This window comes from Rhizobium sp. GW821-FHT14E12, from assembly GCF_058803745.1.
Genome location: NZ_JBXAPH010000003.1, coordinates 259561 through 278537 on the forward strand (window position 1 = coordinate 259561; position 18977 = coordinate 278537).

At 60.7% G+C, this 18977-nt stretch carries 9 protein-coding genes; 7 read left to right on the forward strand and 2 right to left on the reverse strand.

What is annotated here, in order from left to right; translation table 11 throughout:
* The first annotated feature begins 3 nt into the window (after window positions 1–3).
* The 4 genes from repC (at window position 4) to AC1RO0_RS14570 (ending at window position 4336) form a co-directional block, all read left to right on the forward strand.
* Window positions 4–1221 carry a plasmid replication protein RepC gene (gene repC / locus AC1RO0_RS14555; RefSeq protein ID WP_498593601.1) on the forward strand — a complete coding sequence of 406 codons (1218 nt, stop codon included), beginning with the start codon at window positions 4–6 and terminating at the stop codon, window positions 1219–1221.
* A gap of 544 nt (window positions 1222–1765) precedes the next feature.
* Window positions 1766–2734 (forward strand): aliphatic sulfonate ABC transporter substrate-binding protein, encoded by a 969-nt coding sequence (locus tag AC1RO0_RS14560; protein WP_498593602.1) that lies wholly within the window; start codon window positions 1766–1768, stop codon window positions 2732–2734.
* 17 nt (window positions 2735–2751) lie between these two features.
* A complete protein-coding gene (locus AC1RO0_RS14565; RefSeq protein WP_498593603.1) occupies window positions 2752–3594 on the forward strand; it encodes an ABC transporter permease in 843 nt (280 codons plus the stop codon).
* Between the two features lie 4 nt (window positions 3595–3598).
* Window positions 3599–4336 carry an ABC transporter ATP-binding protein gene (locus tag AC1RO0_RS14570; RefSeq protein ID WP_498593604.1) on the forward strand — a complete coding sequence of 246 codons (738 nt, stop codon included), beginning with the start codon at window positions 3599–3601 and terminating at the stop codon, window positions 4334–4336.
* Window positions 4337–4354: 18 nt separating this feature from the next.
* Here AC1RO0_RS14570 and AC1RO0_RS14575 read toward each other — a convergent pair whose 3' ends face one another.
* Window positions 4355–5554 (reverse strand): MFS transporter, encoded by a 1200-nt coding sequence (locus AC1RO0_RS14575; RefSeq protein WP_498593605.1) that lies wholly within the window; start codon window positions 5552–5554, stop codon window positions 4355–4357.
* A 480-nt stretch (window positions 5555–6034) separates the two neighbouring features.
* Between AC1RO0_RS14575 and AC1RO0_RS14580 the strand changes: the two genes are divergently transcribed.
* The 3 genes from AC1RO0_RS14580 to AC1RO0_RS14590 all read left to right on the forward strand — a co-directional run bounded on the left by AC1RO0_RS14580 (window position 6035) and on the right by AC1RO0_RS14590 (window position 17417).
* A complete protein-coding gene (locus AC1RO0_RS14580) occupies window positions 6035–13930 on the forward strand; it encodes a beta strand repeat-containing protein (protein ID WP_498593606.1) in 7896 nt (2631 codons plus the stop codon).
* A 238-nt stretch (window positions 13931–14168) separates the two neighbouring features.
* Window positions 14169–16244 carry an O-linked N-acetylglucosamine transferase, SPINDLY family protein gene (locus tag AC1RO0_RS14585; RefSeq protein ID WP_498593607.1) on the forward strand — a complete coding sequence of 692 codons (2076 nt, stop codon included), beginning with the start codon at window positions 14169–14171 and terminating at the stop codon, window positions 16242–16244.
* Between the two features lie 6 nt (window positions 16245–16250).
* A complete protein-coding gene (locus AC1RO0_RS14590; protein ID WP_498593608.1) occupies window positions 16251–17417 on the forward strand; it encodes a UDP-galactopyranose/dTDP-fucopyranose mutase family protein in 1167 nt (388 codons plus the stop codon).
* Between the two features lie 39 nt (window positions 17418–17456).
* Here AC1RO0_RS14590 and AC1RO0_RS14595 read toward each other — a convergent pair whose 3' ends face one another.
* Window positions 17457–18974, reverse strand: coding sequence for a tripartite tricarboxylate transporter permease (locus AC1RO0_RS14595; RefSeq protein WP_498593609.1), 1518 nt, complete (start codon window positions 18972–18974; stop codon window positions 17457–17459).
* Window positions 18975–18977 lie beyond the last annotated feature (3 nt).

The following is an 18977-nucleotide window of genomic DNA, read 5'->3' on the forward strand; positions in this document are numbered from 1 at the left end:
GAGATGCATATCACGACGCCCTTCGGGCGGCGGTCGATGTCGCTTGCCTTGATGAGAAATCAGATCAAGGCAACGTCGATCCGACAAGGCAAAACTGTCGATAAATGGCGGGTGTTTCGCGATGTCTGCGAAGCAAGACCCCTGCTGAACATTTCAGATCGCACGCTGGCGGTTCTGAATGCTCTTCTGACCTTCTATCCCGAGAAGGAACTCAGCGAGGACGCTGGACTGGTGGTCTTTCCGTCCAACAATCAGCTTACCGTTCGAGCCCACGGCATTACCGGAACGACATTGCGGCGGCATCTGGCTGCTTTGGTCGAGGCTGGCCTGATCCTTCGCAAGGATAGCCCGAACGGCAAGCGTTTTGCCCGCAAGGATGGGGCAGGGGCTGTCGAGGACGCCTATGGTTTCAATCTGGCACCGCTGCTTGCCCGTTCCGAGGAGCTTGCGGATCTGGCGCAGCAGATTGCCGTCGAGAGAAAACATCTCCGACAGGCCAAGGAGCAGCTCACCATTTGCCGCCGCGATGTTCGCAAGCTGATTGGCGCCGCGATCGAGGAAGGCGTTCCTGGTGACTGGCAGGCGATCGAGAGACATTACCTCAGCCTCGTCAACACTCTACCGCGCACGCCAACGGCCCCGGATATCGCTCCCATTGCCGAAGAAATGGAAATGTTGCGCAGTGAGATCATCAACCTTCTGGAAACACAGCTGATTTCCGAAAAATCAGTTGCCAATGATGTTCAAAATGACCGGCATATACAGAATTCAAATACCGAATCCCAAATAGAATCTGAAGCGAGCCCTCAAACCGCAACATCCGTAAAACCAGACCAGCCGGCCGAGCAGACCAGCAAGCTCTCGCAACAGCCGATCAACGCCTTTCCCCTGACCACCGTGCTGCGAGCTTGCCCAGAAATTACCAATTACGGCCCTTCCGGCACGATTGGCAGCTGGCGAGAACTGATGACGGCAGCCGTCGTTGTTCGAACCATGCTCGGCGTCACATCCAGCGCCTATCAGGATGCTTGCGATACCATGGGGCCGGAAAGCACGGCTATCATCATGGCCTGCCTCCTCGAAAAAGCGCAGCACATCAGCTCAGCCGGTGGTTACCTGCGCAATCTCACCTCAAGGGCGCGTCGAGGCGAGTTTTCCCTTGGGCCAATGCTGATGGCGCAGATGCGGGGTCGTGACGCTGAGGCGAGGAAGGCATCCTGATGATCATCATCGAAGAGATCAAAGATTGCGGTGAAGCCAATCTGGCGCCCTCCTTTCACCTCCCAGTTTCGCATCCACGAGGGGCAACCACCGCTCGTCGAAACAGGAATATCCATGCATATGGGGCCACTTGTCTCTCGGAGAATAAGCATAATCCGGCTCAAAAACCCGTCACGATGGATGCTAGATACCAGCCAATGACGGTGGGGGCCTCTCTTCAATCGTAGCCATAGTGGAAATTAGCGCCGCTTTTGCTTCCGCTCGAAAAACTTATGGCGGAACTTCAAATGGTTAGCGACCGGTGATTTTCGAAAACAAGGTCGAAAAGGAAGTAAATATCTGATCCAAATTTACCCAAATTCGGCTTCAGATGCAAGGTGCTTGCAATATTCGATGGAAGGCCGATCAACCACATAGCCTCGATTGAGAAAAATATTCCTATAAATTCTATAGAAATAGACATTCCGGCTTTCACGCCCCTGCGCAGATACCCGTAGGGTACTCCCAAAGTGTCGATGGCTACGGCCAGGAAGAGGGGATGGATATGGGCGTGTTTCGTTCGGCGATGATTGGTGTTGTGGCGGCTTTGAGTTTCGGGTTGGCCTCGGCACAGGCGGCTGATCTTTCGGAAATCAGGATAGACTGGGCGACTTACAATCCCGTCGGGCTTCTTCTGAAAAAGGAAGGCCTGCTCGAAAAGGAGTTCGCCAAGGACAATATCAGCATCCGGTGGGTGCAGTCCGCGGGCTCGAACAAGGCGCTGGAATTCCTGAATGCTGGCTCGATCGATTTCGGTTCGACTGCGGGTGCCGCGGCGTTGATCGCCCGGGTCAACGGCAACCCGATCAAATCGATCTATGTCTTCTCGCGCCCCGAATGGACAGCCCTTGTCACCCGAGCCGATAGTCCGATTTCCACCGTCCAGGATCTCAAGGGCAAAACGATCGCGGTCACCCGTGGGACCGATCCGCACATCTTTCTCGTCCGTGCCCTGGCGGATGCGGGGCTGAAGCAGACGGATGTGAAGCTGGTTCTGTTGCAGCATGCCGACGGCAAGCTCGCGCTTCTACGCGGTGACGTCGATGCATGGGCGGGCCTCGATCCGCTGATGGCTGCTGCCGAGGTGGAGGACAAGGCGAAGCTCTTCTATCGCAAGCCGGAAAACAACACATGGGGCGTGCTCAACACCACCGAGACTTTCGCCACCGAACATCCCGATATCGTCAAGCGCGTTATTGCCGTCTATGAGCAGGCGCGGGCTGATGCGATCGCCAATCCCGCCGCGTTGAAAGCGGCGCTGGTAGAGGCTGCCAAGCTGCCGGACGACGTAATCGCCAAGCAGCTCGAGCGCACGGACATCTCCCAGTCGACGATCGGCGATCAGCAGCGCGACACGATCTCGAAAGCCGGCATTGCCTTGCAGAGTGCCGGTGTTCTTCCGGCTGATGTCGACATCCAGAAAGTCACGAACGAGTTGATCGACGATCGCTTCGCCGTCGGGAAAACGCAGTAAAGACCAAAGGCAACGCCATGGCGGATTTGGCCGGGACCGGCATCGACACGGAAACAAAGGCGTCGCGTTCAATCGCGGCGTCTGCGTTTTATGGAATAGGCGGCAAAGTGACAGTCGCCATCATCCTGCCGGCCCTCGGGTTGCTGTTCTGGGAAGTGGCGGTTGCGGCCGGATGGTTTTCCGGCCGGCTCATGCCGCCACCGTCGAGAGTTGCGGCAACTCTGTGGGCGCTTTCGAAGTCCGGTGAACTGTTCACCCACATCGGCATCACCACCGTCAGGGTATTCTTCGGATTTATCATCGGCGCCGTCACGGCAACGATTGCGGGAGCCGTGACCGGATATTTCGGGCTAGCACGCCGGCTGATCGATCCGTCGCTGCAGGCGCTTCGTTCCATCCCGTCAATCGCCTGGGTGCCCCTGTTCATTCTCTGGTTCGGGATTTTCGAAGCCTCGAAAGTCGCGCTGATCGCCGTCGGCGTCTTCTTTCCGGTCTATCTCGGCGTGTCGGGCGCCATTCTTTCGGTCGATCGCAAGATCGTCGAGGTCGGGCGGATTTTCCGGCTCTCCGGCTTTGCGCTGGTGCGGCGGGTCATGCTGCCTGCGGTCTTTCCCGCCTATGTGACCTCGTTGCGATCCGGTCTTGGTCTCGGCTGGATGTTCGTCGTTGCTGCCGAATTCATGGGGGCTTCGGAGGGGCTGGGCTATCTTCTCGTCGATGGTCAGCAGATGGGCAAGCCAGACCAGATCATGGCCGCCATCATCACCTTCGCGGTCATCGGCAAGTTGACGGACAGTCTGCTACTGGCCGTGACGGCGCCTTTCCTGACATGGCAGGACAGCTACAGGCGGGAGGGATGAGCCGATGCTGACGCTGCGACATCTGGGAAAGACCTATGCGAATGGCGTTCGCGCACTTGAAGGCTTCTCGCTCGACCTGGCGCCGGGCGAGATCGTCGCCGTCATCGGCGGATCGGGATGCGGCAAGAGTACATTATTGCGGCTGATCAGCGGTCTCGAAACGCCCACGCGCGGAACGGTCGAGCTGAACGGCGAGCCGGTCGTCAAACCGCATCCACTGATCAATCTCATTTTTCAGGAGCCCCGTCTTCTGCCCTGGCTGAGCGTTGCCAATAATGTCGGCTTCGGACTTGCCGAACTCGACGATGATGATCGCCGTCATCGGGTCGAGGCCGCTTTGAAAAAAGTCGGCCTTGCGGAACTCGGTCACCGCTGGCCGAAGGAGCTCTCAGGTGGCCAGGCCCAGAGAGTGGCGATTGCGCGCGCGCTGGTCACCCGGCCGGAGGTGCTGCTTCTGGATGAGCCATTCTCAGCTTTGGATGCCTTCACGCGTGCTGATCTGCAGGATCACCTGCTCGACATATGGTCCGAGACCCGCCCCACACTCATTCTCGTGACTCACGATATCGACGAGGCCCTTGTTCTCGCCGACCGGATCATCGTCATGCGGCCATGGCCGGGCCGCATTCTCGATGAGATCAACATCGACCTGCCAAGAAAACGAGATCGCGCATCGGAGGCCTTCGAGGTTGCGAAGAGACAGCTGCTCCTGTCGCTCAATGCTTCGCTGCAGCCGTCTTAAGACACTCTCTACCTCGATCTAGGGTTCGAGCGCCTCGCGATCCGGTGAGACGCGAAGCGTCAGCCGCATGGCAAGCAGGATCGCGCATAGCACTGTGATGACGGAGCAGCCCAACCACAATGATGTTGGGCTGAATTGAACATAGATAAAGGTGCCGATGGTCGGTGCCACAATGCCGGCGGCGGCCTGAGCCGTACGGTAGAAACTCATATAGGCGCCGCTTTTGCCGCCGCTGCGCGCGGCCTGTCCCATCACCATGGCCATGACGGCGGGATAGAACATCAGCTGTCCTGATGTCAGCAGCAGGTAGAGAATGACCAGAGCGGCCACGCTCCCGCCGAGAGGCAGCGCCCCGAAGCTGATTGCTACGATCATCATCCCGACAAGCACAACGGTCATGTGGTTTTTCGATTTGGCCCAGCGGCTCACCGGCAGTATGGCGGCTGCGAAAACGAAATGTCCCAATGTCAGCAGGTTCCCATATTCCTCCGGTGCCATGCCGTAATGGGACGTCACGAAAAGAGGCAGGGTGGAAGAGGTCTGACGCCCCACCATGTCGAGCACGCAGGCGGCCAGGCAGAGGAGGATGAATTCCATATTTCTGTAGGGCAGTCCCGCAGGCTTCGGTGCATCCGCCTTCGCCGCGGGAGCGGCATGATGCGGTGCCGACCTGTCCAAGAAAACAAACACGGCAATCGCCGCGACGACAGACGTAAGGCCATCGATGAAGAATATCAGGCTTGGTTGACGTGCATATAAATGCCCCGCCATCGCGGCGGCCAAGCCAGCGCCGACATTGATCGCCACGACATAAATCGCATAGGCTTGCGAGCGCTCGTCTTCCGGGCACAGGCGAACCACGCAGGCGTCATAGGCCGGCCGAAACGCACCATTTGCAAATGCCATGATCGCGACAGCAGCACCGATCGACATGCTATCGCTGAGGGCAGGGATGAGAAACAGGGCTGCGGCACTGGCGAGAAAGCTCAGGATCAGGACGTTCTCCGAGCCCATCCGATCGCTGGCATGACCTCCGGCCCATGCGCCTAAAATGCTGCCGAGTCCAAAAACGGTGAGGATGATGCCCGCCGTCTCAATGGACAGCCCGATGGCACTCGTCAGGTAGAGCACCAGAAATGGTGTCACCATGAAGCCGAGGAAATTCACAAAGGCAATGGCGGCCAGCAGCCATAGCTGTCGGGGGAGTTTCGGTATCATGCGTCTCCAAACAGTGCCGCCGGCACGATGGCTTGGCGAATGCGTCGAGGCTATCGCTGGCGGGCTCTTCTCGCCGATGTTGTGATCCGCTGGGCACAAGGGATTGCAGCGAAAGGCGGTTGGAGAATGCCGCATAAGCCATTGCATTGGCCATCCCCCTGTTCATAGGGAATTTCAATCTGATCAACTCTTTTTGAGGGAATGGCAATCAGCCGCCGCAATGCTGGGCTGAACGTCTTCCCGAAGTCCAACTCCGTCCATGTTAAACGAAAAGTGGCGCCGCCCCGCAGAGGGCGGTGGGCGCTCCAACCACCGACAGCGTGTCAACCACAGGTTCGGGCAAGCCAATTTGACTATGCTGCCCTTTGCCGGACGGTGAATTTCAATACCGTTAGTTCTTTCAGAGTCTGGCCAAGCAGGCGGTGCCAGCCTTCGAGGTGCTGGACTTTTTTGTATTAGCTAACGCAAGAGTTCTCACATATGACTTCGATCGTTTCCTCCCTGAGCACCAGTCAGATCAGGTCGCTTTCCACAGCAGCGGTTGCGGCTTGGACGACGGAAGACGTGGCGTCGCTTTCCACAAAGCAGATCAATGTGCTTTCGTCGGCTCAGATCGCCGCGTTGGACACGGAAGATGTCGAAGTCCTGAGCTCCCAGCAGCTAAGCGCCATTTCACAAACTGCCATTGTTGGTTTGACCATGGATCAATTGGCGGTTTTGACGGCGTCCGACATCGAAAGCCTGAGCTCGCTGCAGATCGCGGCGATCACCACCACGCAGATTAGCGCCCTGACGACGGATCAGGCGGAAGCCTTGAGCTCGTCGCAAGTCGCTGTCCTTAGCTCATCGCAACTCGCGGCGTTAAGCGCGGCTGATATAGCCACCTTCTCGACCGGCGATATGGCGGCCATCACCAATAAGGCGGTATCAGGTCTATCCACTGCCTCCATTGCAACTCTCTCGACGGCGCAGATCGCTGCGCTGAGCACGTCCAGCATTGCGAGCCTGACCACCACCCAGGTCGCCGCCTTGAGCACGGCGCAGATTGCCTCCTTGACGACAGCCCAGGTCGCCGCTCTCAAGGCAGCACAACTCGCGATCATGGACACGAAAGGCATCACAGCGCTTTCCGCCGCGCAGATTGCCGCTCTCAGCACCACTGCGGTCGCGAGCTTGACGACCAGTCAGATCAATGCCCTGAGCACGGCGCAGGCCGAGGCCTTGTCCTCCTCGCAGGTAAAGGTGTTGAGCTCGACCCAGATTGCGGCACTGGGGACGGATGACATCGCCACCTTCTCGACCGACGATATCGCGGCGATCACCAGCAAAGCCATAGCGGGCCTGGGCACGGGCCTTCTGGCAGCTCTCTCGACGGAGCAGATTGCCGCCCTGAGCACGAGCGCCATCGCTGGCCTTTCGACCGGTCAGATCGCGACCCTGAGCACAGAGCAGGTTGCTGCCTTGACGACGACCCAACTCGGTGCCCTCAAGGCATCCCAGGTCGCGGTCATGGGCACGAGCGATATCGCGGTGCTTTCCACCACACAGATCGCGGCCCTCAGCAAAACCGCAATCGCCGGTCTGACGACCAGCCAGATCGTCACTTTGAGCACAGAGCAGGTTGCCGCCTTGACGACGACCCAGCTTGGTGCCCTCAAGGCATCGCAGGTCGCGGTCATGGGCACCAACGATATCGCGGCGCTGTCCACCGCGCAGGTTGCGGCCCTGGGTACGAGCGCCATCACGGGCCTGACGACCAGCCAGATCGATGCCCTGAGCACCGCGCAGGCCGAGGCTCTGACGACGATCCAGGTTGCGGTGCTGAATTCGACCCAGATTGCCGCGTTCGGGACGGATGATATCGCCACCTTCTCGACCGCCGATATCGCGGCGATCACCAGTAAGGCCATAGCGGGTTTGGGTACGACCGCTATCGCAGCCCTCTCGACGGATCAGATTGCCGCTCTGAGCAAGGCCGGCATTGCGGGTCTGGCGACCGATCAGATTGCCTCCTTGAGCACGGCGCAGGCCGAGGCATTGAAGACGACCCAGATCGTCGTGCTGAGTTCCAAGCAGGTTGCGGTTCTGGGAACGGATATTGTCTCATCCCTTTCCACAGCGCAGGTTGCCGCTCTGAGCACCGCTGGCATTACCGGCCTGACCACCGACCAGATCGCCGCTTTCAGCACCGCGCAGGCCGAGGCCTTATCCTCCTCGCAGGTGAAGGTGTTGACTTCGACCCAGATTGCCGTTCTCGGAGCCGATGATATCGCGACCTTCTCGACCACCGACATGGCGGCGATCAACAGCAAAGCCATAGCGGGCTTGAGCACCGCCGCTATCGCAACCCTCTCGACGGATCAGATTGCGGCCCTGAACACGAGCACGGTTGCAGGCCTGACGACGGCCCAGATCGCCGCCCTCTCGACGGATCAGGTAAGTGCGCTGAACACGCGTATCGTCGCGGGCCTGACGACGACCCAGATCGTCGCTCTGAGCACGGCGCAGGTTGCCGCCTTGACGACGACCCAGCTCGGCGCCCTCAAGGCATCGCAAGTCGCGGTGATGGAGACGAACGATATCGCGGTGCTTTCCACCGCGCAGATTGCCGCCTTGGGCACGAGCGCGATCGCAGGCCTGACGACCAGCCAGATCGATGCCCTGAGCACGGCGCAGGCCGAGGCCTTGACGACCGCGCAGGTGAAAGTGCTGAGCTCGACCCAGATCGCCGCGCTGGGGACGGATGATATCGCCACCTTCTCGACCGATGATATCGCGGCGATCACCAGCAAAGGCATGTCTGGTTTGAGCGCTAGCCAGATCGCAGCCCTGACGACAGGTCAGATCGCGGTTTTGAGCACAAGCGCGATCGCCGGTCTGACGACCAGCCAGATCGCAGCCCTGACGACCGGCCAAGCGGCGGCCTTGACCACGACTCAGGTGGCAGTGCTCAGCTCAACGCAGCTTTCCGCGCTGGGAACGGATGACATCGCCACCTTCTCGACCGCCGATATCGCGGCGATCACCAGTAAAGCCATATCGGGCTTGAGCACGAGCCTTGTCACAGAACTTTCCACCGCGCAGATTGCCGCCCTCAGCACGAGCGCCATCATTGGCCTGACGACCAGTCAGATTGCGACCCTGAGCAGCAGTCAGCTTGCTGCTTTGAGCACCGCAAAGGTCGCGGTGCTGAGTTCGACGCAGGTCGCGGCCCTCGGCACGAATGCTGTCGCATCCCTATCCACTGCACAGATCGCGGCCCTCAGCACTTCCGGCATTACCGGCCTGACCACCGACCAGGTCACCGCCCTGAAAACAACGCAGGTTGAAGCCCTGACGACGATCCAGGCCGCAGCCCTGAGTTCAACGCAGCTTTCAGCGCTCGGGACGGATGACATAGCGACTTTTTCGACCGCCGATATCGCGGCGATCACCGGCAAGGCCATAGCGGGCCTGAGCACGGCTGTCATCGCAGCTCTTTCGACCGGGCAGATCGCAGCCTTGAGCTCGGCCGGCGTCGTCGGTCTGAGCACCGATCAGATCTCCTCGCTAAGCACGGTGCAAATTGCCGCCCTGACCACCGCTCGCGTAGGAGTGCTGCGCGCAGCGCAAGTCGCCGCCCTGGAAACGGAAGTTGTTGCATCCCTTTCCACCGCGCAGATCGCGGCCTTGAGCACGGCCGGCATCACGGGTCTCACCACCGACCAGATCGATACCCTGAGCACGGCACAGGCCGAGGCCTTGACGACAGCTCAGGTCGCAGCGCTGAGCTCGACCCAGATTGCCGCTCTTGAGACGGATGACATCGCCACTTTCTCGACCGCCGATATCGCGGCGATCAGCAGCAAAGCCATGCCGGGCCTGAGTACGGCGATCATTGCTGCTCTCTCCGCGGATCAGCTCGCGGCCCTCGGCACGACTGGCATCGCAGGCCTGACCACCACACAGATCGACGCCCTCAGCAGCGGGCAAATTGCGACTCTGCTCACCAAGCAGATTGCCGTCCTGAGTTCAACGCAAGTCGCTGCCCTCGGCACGGATATTATCGCATCTCTTTCTACCGTGCAGATTGCGGCCCTGAGTGCGTCCGGTGTCGCGGGTCTGACCACCAGCCAGATCGCAGCCCTCAGCACTGCGCAAGCCGAGTCCCTGACGACGACCCAGGTCGCAGCGCTGAGCTCAACCCAGATCAATGCTCTGGGCGCCGATGACATCGCGACCTTCTCGACCGCCGATATCGCGGCGATCACCAGCAAGGCCATGTCGGGTCTGAGCACGGCCGTTATCGCGGCCCTTTCGACGGATCAGATCGCCGCCTTGAGTGCGTCCGGCGTTGCGGGTCTGACGACCAGCCAGATCGCCGCCCTCAGCACCGCGCAAATCGCCGCCGTTACCACCGCGCGGGTTGCCGCGCTGAGTTCGACACAGATTGCTGTCTTGAGTACAGCCGTTATCGCTGCCCTCAGCACCGCACAGGTCGCCGCTCTGAGTGCGTCCGGCATCGCCGGCCTGACCACCGACCAGATCGCCGCCCTCAGCACCGCACAGGCGGAAGCCTTGACGACGACCCAGGTCGCCGCGCTGAGCTCAACCCAGATTGCCGCTCTAGAGACAGACGATCTGGCGACCTTCTCGACCAAGGACATTGCGGCCATCAGCTCTAGCGCCATATCGGGATTGTCCACCGCCACTATAGCGACCCTCTCGACGGATCAAATCGCGGCCTTGAGCACGTCCGGCATTTCAGGCCTCTCGACCGAGCAGATCAATGTCCTGAGCACAGGTCAAATCGACGCCTTGCTGACCAAACAGGTTGCGGCGTTGAGTTCGACGCAGGTCGCGGCCCTGAGTACGAGCCTTCTCGCCTCCCTTTCGACCGCCCAGATCGCCGCCCTGAGCACGTCCGGCATCACCGGCCTTTCCACCAAACAGATCGCCGTTCTGAGCACCGCACAGGCCGAGGCATTGACGACCATTCAGGTCGGAACTCTTAGTTCCAAACAGGCTGGAGCTTTGAGCACGGCGGACATAGCGACCTTCTCGACCAAGGACATCGCGGCCATCGGCTCGAGCGTCATATCGGGACTATCCACCGCCGTCATAGCAAGCCTCTCGACCGCGCAGATCGCGGCGCTGAGCACGTCTGGCATTTCGGGGCTTTCGACTGCCCAGATCGTAGCTCTGAGCACCGGCCAGCTGGAGGCCTTGACCACTGCGCAGATCGCGGCCCTCAACTCTACGCAGCTCGCGGCGCTGGATACGGAAGACATAGCGACCTTCTCGACCAAGGACATCGCGGCCATCGGTTCGAGTGCGATATCGGGATTGTCCACGACGGTCATAGCAGCCCTCTCGACCGCGCAGATCGCGGCGCTGAGCACGTCCGGCGTTGCCGGCCTTTCCACCAAGCAGATCGTCGCCTTGAGCACCGCACAGGCCGAGGCATTGACGACGATCCAGGTCGGGGCGCTCAGTTCCACGCAGCTTGCGGCGCTGGATACGGACGACATAGCCACATTCTCCACCGCCGATATCGCGGCGATCGGCTCAAGCGCCGTATCGGGATTGTCCACGGCTGTCATGGCTGCTCTCTCGACCGGGCAGATCGCGGCCTTGAGTACGGCCGGCGTTGCCGGTCTTTCCACCAAACAGATTGCCGCCCTGACCACCAGCCAGGTCGACGCCTTGCTGACCAGACAGGTTGCGGTCCTTGGTTCGACGCAAGTCGCCGCCCTGACCACCGCTGCTGTCGGGTCCCTCACCACCGCGCAGATTGCCGCGCTCAGCACGTCCGGTGTTACGGGCCTGACCACCGCGCAGATCGCTACCCTGGGCACAGCTCAGGCAGCGACCCTGTCGACGGCCCAGATCGGCGCGCTTGGTTCCAAGCAGGTCGCAGCCTTGACGACCGCCGACATCGCGACCCTCTCGACCGCGCAGATCGCGGCCCTGAGCACGGTTGGTATCGCGGGTCTGAGCTCGACGCAGATTGCTGCCTTGAGCACCGACCAGGCCGAGGCACTGACAACGACGCAGGTTGCGGTACTGAGCTCGACCCAGATTGCGGCCCTGGGGGCGGACCAACTCGAGACGTTCTCGACCGCTGATATTGCAGCGATCAGCTCGAGCGCCATAACGGGATTGTCCACGGATACGCTGGCGGCTTTTTCGACGGCGCAGATCGCGGCTCTGGGCACGGCCGGTATCGCGGGCCTTTCCACGACACAGATCGCGGTTCTCAGCACCGGCCAGCTTGAAGCCTTGACGACCGCCCAGGTCGGCGCGCTTGGTTCCAAGCAGATTGCCGCCTTGACGACCGCCGACATTGCGGCTCTGTCGACCACGCAGATCGCGGCCCTGAGCACGGCCGGCATCGCAGGTCTCACCACCGCGCAGATTGCCGCCTTGAGCACCGACCAGGCCGAAGCCCTGACGACGCCTCAGGTCGCGGTGCTGAGCTCGACTCAGATTGCGGCCCTGGGGACGGGCCAACTCGAGACCTTCTCGACCGCCGACATCGCGGCGATCAGTTCGAGCGCCATACAGGGACTGTCGACGGGCACGATAGCAGCGCTTTCCACAGACCAGATCGCGGTACTGGGAACGGCCGGCATTGCGGGCCTGACCACCGACCAGATTGCCGCCTTGAGCACCGACCAGCTTGAAGCCTTGACGACTGCCCAGATTGCCGCGCTTAGTTCCAAGCAGATTGCCGTCCTGACTACCGCCGGCATTGCGGGCCTGTCGACCGCGCAGATCGCGGCCCTGAGCACCTCGGGGATCGCCGGCTTGACCACCGACCAGATCGTCGCATTGAGTACCAACCAGGCCGAGGCCCTGACCCCAACCCAGGTCGGCGCGCTCAGTTCCAAGCAGATTGTGGCCCTTGGGGCAGACGATCTCGACACCTTCTCGACCGCCGATATGGCGGCGATCAGTTCGACCGCCATATCGGGATTGTCCACGGAGACGATAGCCGGTCTATCGACCTTGCAGATCGCTGCCCTAGGCACGGCCGGCATTGCAGGTCTCACCACGGCGCAGATCGCCGTATTGAGTTCCGACCAGATCGACGCCTTGACGACGGCGCAGATCGGCGCACTTGGTTCCAAGCAGATTGCCGTCCTGACGACGGCCGAGGTCGTGGCGTTTTCGACCGCCGATATCGCAGCCATCAGTGCGAGCGCCATATCGGGACTGTCCACGGCCATCATAGCAGCCCTGTCGACCGTGCAGATCGCTGCCCTGAGCACGGCCGGCATTACCGGCCTCACCACCGCGCAGATCGCTGCCCTGAATACCGACAAGGTCGAGGCGCTGACGACGGCGCAGATCGGTGCGCTCAGTTCCAAGCAGGTTGCCGTCCTGAGCGCCGCCGATATCGCGGCTCTGTCGACCGCGCAGGTTGCCGCCCTGAGCACGGCCGGCGTCGCTGGCCTGGGCAGCGCTCAGGTCGGCGCCTTGAGCGTCGAACAGGTTGAAGCTCTTTCCACCATCCAGATTGCCGCCTTGACGTCGACTGGCGTTGCGGGCCTGACCACGGCCGACTTGGCAACCTTCTCGGCCGCCGATATTGCGGCGATCAGCTCAAGCGCCATACAGGGGTTGCCCACGGACTTCATCGCGTCGCTTTCCACGGCCGAAATCGCCGCCCTGGGTACGGCAAGTGTCGCGGGCCTCAGCAGCGCTCAGGTCAAGGCGTTGAGCATCGATCAGATCGAAGCGCTGTCCACCACTCAGATTGCCGCGCTGAGTTCTTCGGGCGCCGCGGGCCTGACAACGGAAGATCTGGGAACCTTCTCGACCGACGAGCTCGTCGCCATCAGCTCGAACGCCATACCGGGATTGTCCACGGACTTTATTGTCGCCCTCTCGACCGCGCAGATCGCCATTTTGACGACGAGCCAAGTCGCTTCGCTGAGTTACAACCAGGTGGCGGCCATGAGCACCGACCAGATCGTGGCCTTGTCGACGACGCAGGTGAATGCCCTCAACGCATTGCAGCTCGCCGCACTGGACACGGACGACATCGCGCTGTTTTCGACCGATTTCATCGTCGCCTTGAATTCCAGCGCGATTGCCGGATTGAGCACGAGGGTGATCGCCTCCCTGACGACGGAACAGGCCGAGGCTTTGACCCCGAGCCAGGTCGCCGGGCTGACTTCGGCACAGGTGGCGGCATTGACCACCCAGGAGCTGGCAACCTTCTCGACCGCCGATATCGCGTCGCTCAGCTCAACCGGTTTGGCGGGATTGTCGACACAGGACATTGCGAGCCTGTCGAGCGCGCAATTGGGTGCTCTCATGAAATCGCAGATGGGATATCTGAGTTCCGACCAGATAGCGGCGGTCATTTCGGTTTATGTGGGTGCCTGATCTCCGCATCTGACCAATTGCGGTCTCAACGAAGCCGGACGGCGTCTCCGAAACGAAGGGAGCGCCGTTTGCCGTTCATCCGGATCCCAGGCCGCAGGAAATCTGTTGATGGCCGGCAAGGCCATGGCCGTTTTCAACGGGCGGCGCGTGACATGCTTAGAGCAAGCTAGCACAGTTAATGACTGAGCAGCCATTTCGCAAATGGCTGCAATGCCGGCCGTTAATTCGTGGGATGTCCATGGTCACCAATGAAGCATCAGCTCCGACACCTGTTCCGTCTGTTGCCGGAATTCTGGAGCTCGCGCGCACCCAGCGCCTTTCCTTCACGGATTTGTTCCAATTCGCCGAAGGTCGAAGCGCTGCCGGACAAAAACTCGAGGCGGCGGAGGTCTACAAGGTCTGGATCGCGTTCAACGAGGGCCATCCCTTCCTGCACCTCGTCTATTTCAATTATTCGGTGACCCTCAGGCAGTTGGGCGATGTCGCGGGATCGATCCATGCGTTGCGCGCGTGCCTGAAACTCGATCCGCGTTTTGGGCCGGCGCATATCAATCTTGGACGGGCGCTGGAAGATAGCGGCATCGCCACGCAGGCAATCCTGCAATGGCGCAGCTTCGTGGAGCTGACCGCCGACAGCACGGCTGACCGGCTTGCCCATCGTCTCCTCGCGCTTCAGCATATCGGCCGCGTCATGGAAAATGCGGGTCTGCTGGAGGATGCGGAAACCAGTTTGTGGCAGGCGATGGAGCTGCGGCCCGACAAGACGGAGGCCGGGCAACATTGGAGCGCGCTGCGCCAGCGTCAATGCAAATGGCCGACGCTGGTCTCGTCGGACCATGTTTCCACCCGGCACCTGCTCGATGCCATGTCGCCGCTGACGCTCGCCTGCTTTTCCGACGATCCGTTGTTCCAGTTGGCCAAAGCCTACCGTTACAACAAGTCTTTCGTCGGACGTCCCGATACCAGCGGTTTCACGCGCAAGGCGCCGAAACAGAAGACCGGGACCGACCAGCGTCTTCGCGTCGGCTATGTTTCTTCGGATCTGCGCGACCATGCGGTCGGCTTCGCGCTCAGGGAAGTGCTGGAGCTGCATGACAAGCGGAGCGTCGAGATCTACGCCTATTATTGTGGCGATCCCGTGCAGGGAGATGCGACCCAGGCACGCATGAAAGCCGTCGTCGATTGCTGGCGCGATATCGGTGCGCTTAGCGACGTGGACGCGGCAAGACAGATCGCCGATGACGACATCGATATTCTCGTCGACGTCAACGGCTATACCAAGCATGCCCGGACGAAGATCTTTGCCTATCGGCCGGCGCCGGTCGTCGTCAATTTTTGCGGCTATCCGGGTTCGATGGGCAGCCCGTTCCATCACTACATTATCGCGGACGAGCACATCATTCCGCCCGAGAACGAGATCTATTATTCGGAAAAAGTGCTGCGGATCGCGTGCAATCAGCCAATCGACCGCAAGCGGGTGATCGCCGAAAAGCCATCCCGCGCCGAAGCCGGATTGCCGGAAGATGTTTTCGTCTATGCCTGCTTCAACGGCATGCAGAAGATCACGCAGGAAACCTTTGCGCACTGGATGAAGATTCTCGCCGAAACGACCGGCAGCGTGCTTTGGCTTCTCACCGGCGGCGACGATGTGGATAAACGCTTGCGTCAGTTAGCGGAGAATGCCGGCGTTGCACCGGAGCGGCTGATTTTCGCTCCCAAGGCGCCGAATGCCAAGCATCTCGCCCGGATCGCAGTTGCCGACCTGTTCCTCGACACGTTTCCCTACGGGGCACACTCAACCGCTGGCGATGCCCTGACCATGGGACTGCCCGTTCTCACATTCCCCGGCAAGAGCTTTGCAGCCCGCTTCTGCCACAGCATCGTTGCTGCCGCCGGCGTGCCGGAGCTGATCTGCTCGGACCCAGAGGACTATATCGAAAAGGCAATCGGTTTTGCGAAAAACCCCAGAAGCCTAAGGGATGTTCGCGAATCCTTGCAGGCGAAACGGGAGACCTCCGCCTTGCGTGACATTCCGGCGCTTGCCCGCCGCCTCGAGGAACTGTTCTGGCAGATGCAGGCAGAGTGCGAACGCGGCGAAACACCGGTGCCGGATCTGAGCAACCTCGACATCTATTACGATATCGGCGTGGATCTCGTTCAGGACAATATCGCGTTTTCGGGCGACCGAGCCTATCGGCAGGCCTACCGCGACAAGCTGGTCGAATGGCACGATTATGCGCCGGTTCCGCACGACAGCCGGCTGTGGACGCAGGAAGCCGCAGTCTCGACACAACATACAGCCGGAAAGAACTGATCGGGAATGCCGCGGATCAAGAAAATTGCGGTGGTCGGTGCCGGGCTTTCCGGCGCGGTCATCGGTCGTGAACTCGCCATGGCGGGTTACCAGGTCGACGTCTTCGATACGCGCGACCATATTGCCGGGAATTGCCACACCGAGCGCGACCCGGCTACCGGCGTCATGGTGCATGTCTACGGCCCGCATATTTTCCACACGGACGACAGGGAAGTCTGGGATTATGTGAACCTCTTTCAGACGTTCATGCCCTACAAGAACCGCGTCAAGACGACGAGTTCGGGCCAAGTCTATTCCCTGCCCATCAATCTTCACACGATCAATCAGTTTTTCGGCAAGACGCTCAGGCCGGACGAGGCACGCGGCTTCATCGAGGAACGGGCGGACAAAAGCATAACGGACCCAAAGACCTTCGAGGAGCAGGCACTGCGCTTCGTCGGCAGAGACCTTTATGAAGCGTTCCTCAAGGGATATACGCAGAAGCAATGGGGCTGTTCGCCGACCGATCTCCCGGCCTCCATCCTGAAACGGCTCCCGGTCCGCTTCAACTACGACGACAACTATTTCTTCCATAAATACCAGGGCATGCCGGAAAACGGCTATACCGACATGATCGGGCGGATTCTCGATCACACGAATATAGAAGTCCATCTGGAAACCAGGTTTCACAGCGGTCTCGGCAAGGACTTCGATCACATATTCTATTCCGGCCCGCTCGACGGCTATTTCGATTATGAATATGGCCGCTTGGGATATCGCACGCTGGATTTTGAGCGTTTCACTTATAACGGCGACTACCAGGGGTGCGCGGTCATGAACTACGGCGATGTCTCCGTGCCCTATACACGCGTGACGGAGCACAAGCATTTCTCCCCTTGGGAGGATCATGCCCGCTCGGTCTGCTATCGCGAGTTTTCCAGGGCCTGCGAACCCGGTGATGTCCCCTATTATCCGATCCGCCTGATGGAGGAAAAGGAACAGCTCGCGCACTATGTCACGCGAGCCTTCCAGGAGACTTCCGTCACCTTTGTCGGCCGGCTCGGGACATACCGCTATCTCGACATGGACGTCACGATCCGCGAAGCGCTCGACACCGCCCGGCTTTATCTATCCGCAAGCGTCAATCACACGCCGATGCCGGCATTTTTGCATCCGCCGCTCCAGACGCCTTAACCAGCGTCTGGAACAGCCGTACTGGAAACGAGGGGGAACTCAATCCTCGTTGGCGGCAAGCTGCGACAGGGTCTCACCGCGTCCGCGCGCCCTCAGGATCAACGGCACGATCAGCGCCGCCGCGGCGATCAGCAGCAGCACCGCCGAGATTGGCGAGGTGAACAGCACCGTGACATCGCCCTGGCTGATCGCAAGCGCTCGCCGAAGCTGCTGCTCCGCCAGCGGCCCGAGGATCAGACCCACCACGACCGGTGCGATCGGGTAACCGAATATCCGCATGACATAGCCGAGAACGCCGAAGGCGAGCAGCATACCGAGCTCGTAGACCGACGGATTGGCGCCGATCGTTCCGAGCGTGGCAAACAGGAGGATGCCGGCATAAAGCCACGGCTTCGGAATGGTGAGGAGCTTCACCCAAAGCCCGACCAGTGGCAGGTTGAGGACCAGCAGCATAAAATTGGCGATCAGCAGGCTGGCGATCAGGCCCCAGACGAGCTGCGGGTTGGTCACAAACAGCAGCGGACCGGGCTGCAGGCCATATTGCTGGAAGCCGGCAAGCATGATCGCCGCCGTCGCCGTCGTCGGCAGGCCGAGGGTCAGAAGCGGAACGAGCGTTCCGGCGGCCGACGCATTGTTGGCCGCTTCCGGACCGGCCACGCCTTCAATCGCGCCCTTGCCGAATTCCTCCGGATATTTGGTCAGGCGCTTTTCGGTCGCATAGGACAGGAATGTGCCGATTTCGGCGCCGCCCGCCGGCATGGCGCCGATCGGGAAGCCGATCAGCGTTCCACGCAGCCAGGCCTTCCATGAGCGCGCCCAATCCTGGGCCGTCATCCAGACGGATCCCCTGACCGCCTCGATCTTGTCGGGTCCGCGATTGCCCTGCGCGGCAATGTAGAGGGATTCGCCGATGGCAAACATGGCAACGGCAAGCGTTGTCACCTCGATGCCGTCAAGCAGATCCGGAACGCCAAAGCTCATGCGCGCCTGGCCGGTGAGTTGGTCGATGCCGATGATGGCAAGCGCAAAGCCGATGAACAGCGATGTCAGGCCGCGCAGGGTCGAATCGCCGAAGGCCGATGAAACCGTCACGAAAGCCAGCACCATCAGCGCGAAATATTCGCGCGGACCGAAGACCAGCGCCAGCTTAACGATGATCGGTGCAATGAAAGCGAGTCCCAGCGTGGCGATCAGGCCGGCAACGAAGGAGCCGATTGCGGCGGTGGCGAGCGCCGGTCCGCCGCGACCCGCCCGCGCCATCTTGTTGCCCTCGAGCGCGGTGACGATCGAGGCGCTTTCGCCGGGCGTGTTGAGCAGGATGGAGGTCGTCGAGCCGCCATACATGCCGCCATAGTAGATCCCGGCAAACATGATCAGCGACCCCGCCGGATCGAGCTTGTAGGTCACCGGCAGGAGCAATGCCACGGTCAACGCCGGGCCGATGCCGGGCAGCACGCCGACGGCCGTTCCGAGGGTGACGCCGATCAAGGCGTAAAGCAGGTTCATCGGCTGGGCCGCGATCATCAGACCCTGCAACAGAAAATCAAATGTGCTCACGTC